Consider the following 4,751-nt stretch of genomic DNA (forward strand, 5'->3'; position numbering starts at 1 on the left):
CCACAATTTTACGTGCTGGCAGGACAGGTCCGTCCAGCGTGAGGTACAGCCGCGTCGCGCCGACGAAAATTCGCTTCCGCTAAACAACGCGACATATATGGACGCCCTCAGTTTGCCAAGCAATAAATCGATGATGCGCCTATGGGTAAGATTGCAGCCATATATCCGGACTTTAGTTGAGGTTGCCCTCTGTCCCTGATGGAATATGCTGGCCAAGTCCTTATAAGAACCACGCGCTCGAAGCGCATGTCGCGTTCCAGGTTTTCTCGACCACGGTCTGACCTATTTTGCCATCACTTCATGCTTGCCTGTGCAACCTGTGGAAGTATTACTCTATTGCTATATTTTAGTGCTGACGATTATTACCCCATCTACCCGTGCCGACTACGCGCCTGCGACAGCGGGTGCGTAGTCGGCACGGAACTTCCGGTCCTCGTGCGTCAACAGCGCCCATGCGATCCTGGCATTTTTGTTCGCCAGTGCCACCGCTGCGACATTCTTATTGCGCCGCTCCAATAGTTTGTTGAGCCAGCTGGTCACCGGCTTGTTTTCAGCGAACCGGATCACTGCCCGGGCACCATGAATCAGCAGCGTGCGCAGATACGTGTCGCCACGCTTGCTGATTCCCAGCAGGACGGATTTCCCTCCGCTTGAGTGCTGTCGCGGAACCAATCCCAACCATGCGGCAAGCTCTCGCCCATTCTTGAAGTTCTTGGCATCGCCAATCGAGGCCACCAATGCGGTGGCGGTGATGGGACCAATCCCCGGAATCTCCGCCAGTTTTTTGCTTGCGTCAGAGGCTTTATGCCATTGCTGGATTTTGGCATCGAGTTCGTCGACCTGTTTGTCCAGTTCTTTCAGATGATCATACAGCCGCTGCAACAGATCGCGAAAGGTGCCAGGCAAATCCTGCTTTTCCATTATCTCCGGTAGACGCTTGGCAATGTGCGCTATCCCTTTGGGCATGATCTCGCCGAACTCGGACAGCAAGCCGCGGATCTGGTTGGCCTGGGCGGTTCTCGCCTTCACGAAACCTTGGCGCACGCGGTGAAGGGACAACACCGCTTGCTGCTCGTCCGTCTTGATCGGTACGAACCGCATGTTTGGCCTGGCCACCGCCTCGCAGATCGCTTCCGCGTCGGCAGCATCATTTTTGTTCGTCTTCACGTACGGCTTGACGAATTGCGGCGGCCGGCACCTGCCGATTGTACTCGACCGGGCACGGTGGCCGTAATTGCGGCAAGTAGGCGTCATCTCAGAAAACGGAATTTAAAGTACGTTAAGCCGCTGGTATGGCTGCTCTGCTCACAAACGATCATTTTTGAGAAGCCGCCGTGAGAAAGCAGGCCGCGCCATTGCTAGCTTTGCCTGTCCAATTCTCGAAAACCACTCTCGTATCTAACCGTCATAACTGCCGCGTTTTAAGAACAACCGGAACTGCGCCTCAAGCGGTAACCGATACCCGCAAAGCCGCGCCCATGCTGGATCGAGCATTCCTTAGCGTACTTTAAATTCCGAATTCTGAATCGACCCCAAATAGAGCCATACGACGTGGCTTGATGATCTGGGCAGGGAAGCGGAAGCCGATGTAAAGTTGGGAGTTTGCCATCCCGCTAGTTTACAAAAAATGACCCGCCGTGCCAAGTTGACAGTACCGTCTTTGCATGTTTGCCAGTATCCTGATCCTTGCAACTGGCGACAATCGAACGGTGAGGACCGGATGAACAAATTGATCGTAATGATAACGGCCACGCTTTGCGGCGTGCTACTGGCACGTGCGGGGCCAGGAGGATGCAGCGCGGGCGACAGGCGCGCCGCGCTGCTCGACGCCGCCCGCAGCCGGGCGGCTAAAAGTATCGTCCCGGCCACAGCCATGCCCGACCTTGGCGTGTGCGATGCGCAGGCCCGCGGCAGGGCCGCCTGTCTGTTCGGCCGGTCGGGCTGAACGGTGCTCGCGGCCCTTCCCATCCTGGTCATCCTGGTGCTGATGATCGGCGTGCGCGCCTCGGCCGCGCGCGCCGGCAGCGCAGGCCTGGCCGTCGCCGTCGCCCTGGCCTGGTGGCAGTTCGGCCTGGGCACGACGGTGATGCCGCAACTGGGCATGTTCGGTAGTGTCGGTGGTGCGCTGGCCGAGGCCAGTTTTATCGCGCTCACTATCTTGTGGATTATTTTTCCGGCACTGTGCATCCACGAACTGCAGATGCGCACCGGCAGCATGGATGTGCTGCAGCAGGCGATGGCGAGCATTACCGGCGACCCTCGGATCATGGCCTTGCTGATCGCCTGGTTTTTCGTGCTGTTCGTCGAGGGGGCAGCCGGGTTCGGCACCTCGGTGGCGCTGGCCGCGCCCTTTCTGGTCAGCGCCGGCTTCGGGCGGGTCGCTGCGGTGAGCATCGCGCTGATCGGCCACGCGGTCGGCGTGTCCTTCGGCGCCGTCGGCACCCCGGTCCTGCCCCAGGTGGCGGCAACCGGCTTTAGCGCGCTCGAACTGGCCGGCGCGACTGCCTCCTATCACGTCCTGCTGGGCTGGATGATGCCGCTGGCCGTCATGCTGCTTGCCGCCCGCGCGCTGCCGGGAGGCGTGCGCGCAGCGCCACTGTGGGGCTGGGCGCTGCTTGCCGGGTGCTGCTTCCTGATTCCTTTCTATCTGCTGGCGCGCTATGTCGGGCCCGAATTGCCCACCCTCGGCGGGGCCTTGCTTGGCGCCTTGCTGTTCGTAGGCATCCTCAAGCTGGGGCGGCGCGGGCAGGCGGCCGAGCCGCGGCCAGCCGTGGGCGGCGCCGCGCTGCTGAGGGCCAGCGCGCCCTACCTGCTGCTGATCGCCCTGGTGCTGGCCACCCGGCTGATCGCGCCGCTCAAGGCGCTGCTCGTCACCGCCACGCTGTCATGGTCGTCGGCGCCGTTTGGCGGCAGCATGCAAGTGCTCTACCATCCGGGCACGATGCTGCTGGCCAGTTTGCTGTTAGCGGCGCTGTTGATCCGCATGCCACTGTCGCTGCTCGCCTCGATCATGGGTGCGGTTGCGATGCGCCTGTTGCCCGTCTGCGCCGCCTTGCTGGCGATGCTGGGCCTGTCGCGCGTGATGGTTCATGCCGGCATGATTGATGCTCTGGCGAGCAGCGCCGCTACCGGGGCCGGCACCCTGTGGCCACTGCTGGCCCCGGCCATCGGGGTCCTGGGCACTTTCGTGACCGGTTCGGCCACCTCGTCGAACATCCTGTTTACGGAGTTTCAGGTTGCAACGGCGCGCCAGCTCAGCCTGTCGGTGCTAGGCCTGGGCGCCGCCCAGGGTTTTGGCGCCGCCGTCGGCAACATCATCTGTCCGCACAATATCGTCGCTGCCAGCGCCACCGTCGACCTGGTGGGGCGCGAGGGCGAAGTGCTGCGCCAGACCGGCGTCGTCACCGTCCTTTACTGCGCCCTGGGAGGGCTGGCGGCGCTGCTGCTGTTTGCGTGACGGCACATGCAGGTGAGTCACAGGGGCGAACAGGGAAAACGGAAAAAATCGGGCGCTAAGGCAAATCAGGCTGGCTTGACCCGCGTGCGCAGCAAACTGCCGGCCGCGTTTTCCTCGAACCTGCTAGCCTCCTCGATGTAGCCTTGCACCGTCCCGTCGTGGCGCCAGCCCCCTTGCTTCTTGATGTCTCGGAAGTCGGCGCCGGCGCGGTGCGCACTGGTGGCCATGCCGCGCCGTAGGCTGTGACTCGACAGGTCCGGCACATAGTCGAGTTTGACCAGCGTTGCGCAATCCTCCAGAATCGTATTCACGCTGCCCACGCCCAAGGCGGCGTTGGCCACTGCCCCCCACTTGCTGATGGACCGGAACACCGGTCCGGCCATGATGCCGGCGGCGTCGAGCCAACTGCGCAGCGCCGTCGCCGGGCAGCAAGGGCCGTCGCTGTACGGGATCGCCTTGATGATCCCTTCGCCCAGTTGGTCAGTCTTCGAGCGCGGCAGAATGATCTCGATGCCCTCGGGTGTCCAGCCAACATGCCCGACCTCGATGGCGACCAGCTCACTGCGCCGCAACCCGCCGAAAAACCCGATCTGCAACAGTGCGTTGTCGCGCGCCGCCTTCAGTGTGCCGGTATTGACCAGCCGCGCCACGATCCGCTCCAGGTCCTCGATCGGCAGCGCCCTGGCTTTCTTCTTCGGGCGGCCGTGCGTTCGCGCGATTCCGGTCATTGTCTTGCGCACGGTCGACGTCGACGCTGGATCGGGGAAGCCCTGGTGGACATGCCACTGCGACAGCGCCGTCAGGCGCAGCGCCAGGGTGGGTTCTGTCGCGTTGTTGATCGAACGACGGAATTTTCCTGAAACGGCACTGTGCCGCTCAAGCTGGACGGACCAGTCCTGCCAACGTAAAAAACTGTTCGGCCAACGACATCGCATCCGCGCCATCGATCTCGAATTGACCCTTGCGGATCATATGCATCAACTCGATTCCAGCGAGTACCGAGCCGGCAGACCGGAACGATTTAAAGTTGAGCATGGGCCTGGTCACCTGCTTGATTGCGCGATGATCCTGCTCGACGATGTTGTTGAGGTATTTAACCTGGCGCACCACGATCGGGACGTCGCGACCGGCGTTGATCGCGTCGATCGCCGCTTTGTTGGCGCCGCTCTTGTCCATCGCGACCTTGTCGGGATCGCCGTTACTTCCCATTGCCTTATCGAAGAAGCGCTTCGCCGCTGCCATATCGCGCTTGGCCGTCAGCAGGAAGTCAACGGTCTTGCCCTGCTTGTCGACG

The 4,751-nt window shown here is 61.9% G+C and carries 3 protein-coding genes and 1 pseudogene; 1 reads left to right on the forward strand and 3 read right to left on the reverse strand.

What is annotated here, in order from left to right; translation table 11 throughout:
- Window positions 1–384: 384 nt before the first annotated feature.
- Window positions 385–1,188 (reverse strand): annotated as a pseudogene (locus PO883_RS33755) (IS110 family transposase); the annotation flags it as partial.
- Between the two features lie 760 nt (window positions 1,189–1,948).
- Between PO883_RS33755 and PO883_RS33760 the strand changes: the two are divergent.
- Window positions 1,949–3,457: an L-lactate permease gene (locus PO883_RS33760; protein WP_289313689.1), complete on the forward strand. Its 1,509-nt coding sequence runs from the start codon at window positions 1,949–1,951 to the stop codon at window positions 3,455–3,457.
- A gap of 65 nt (window positions 3,458–3,522) precedes the next feature.
- On the opposite strand, the gene PO883_RS33765 is transcribed toward PO883_RS33760, so the two are convergent.
- On the reverse strand, window positions 3,523–4,401 hold the full coding sequence (locus tag PO883_RS33765; protein ID WP_289313690.1) for a site-specific integrase: 879 nt from the start codon (window positions 4,399–4,401) through the stop codon (window positions 3,523–3,525).
- A partial coding sequence (locus PO883_RS33770; protein ID WP_289313691.1) for a DDE-type integrase/transposase/recombinase occupies window positions 4,334–4,751 on the reverse strand: 418 nt, incomplete at its 5' end. The genes PO883_RS33765 and PO883_RS33770, both read right to left, overlap by 68 nt.

The organism is Massilia sp. DJPM01, assembly GCF_030348125.1.
GTDB lineage: Bacteria > Pseudomonadota > Gammaproteobacteria > Burkholderiales > Burkholderiaceae_D > Telluria_A > Telluria_A frigida.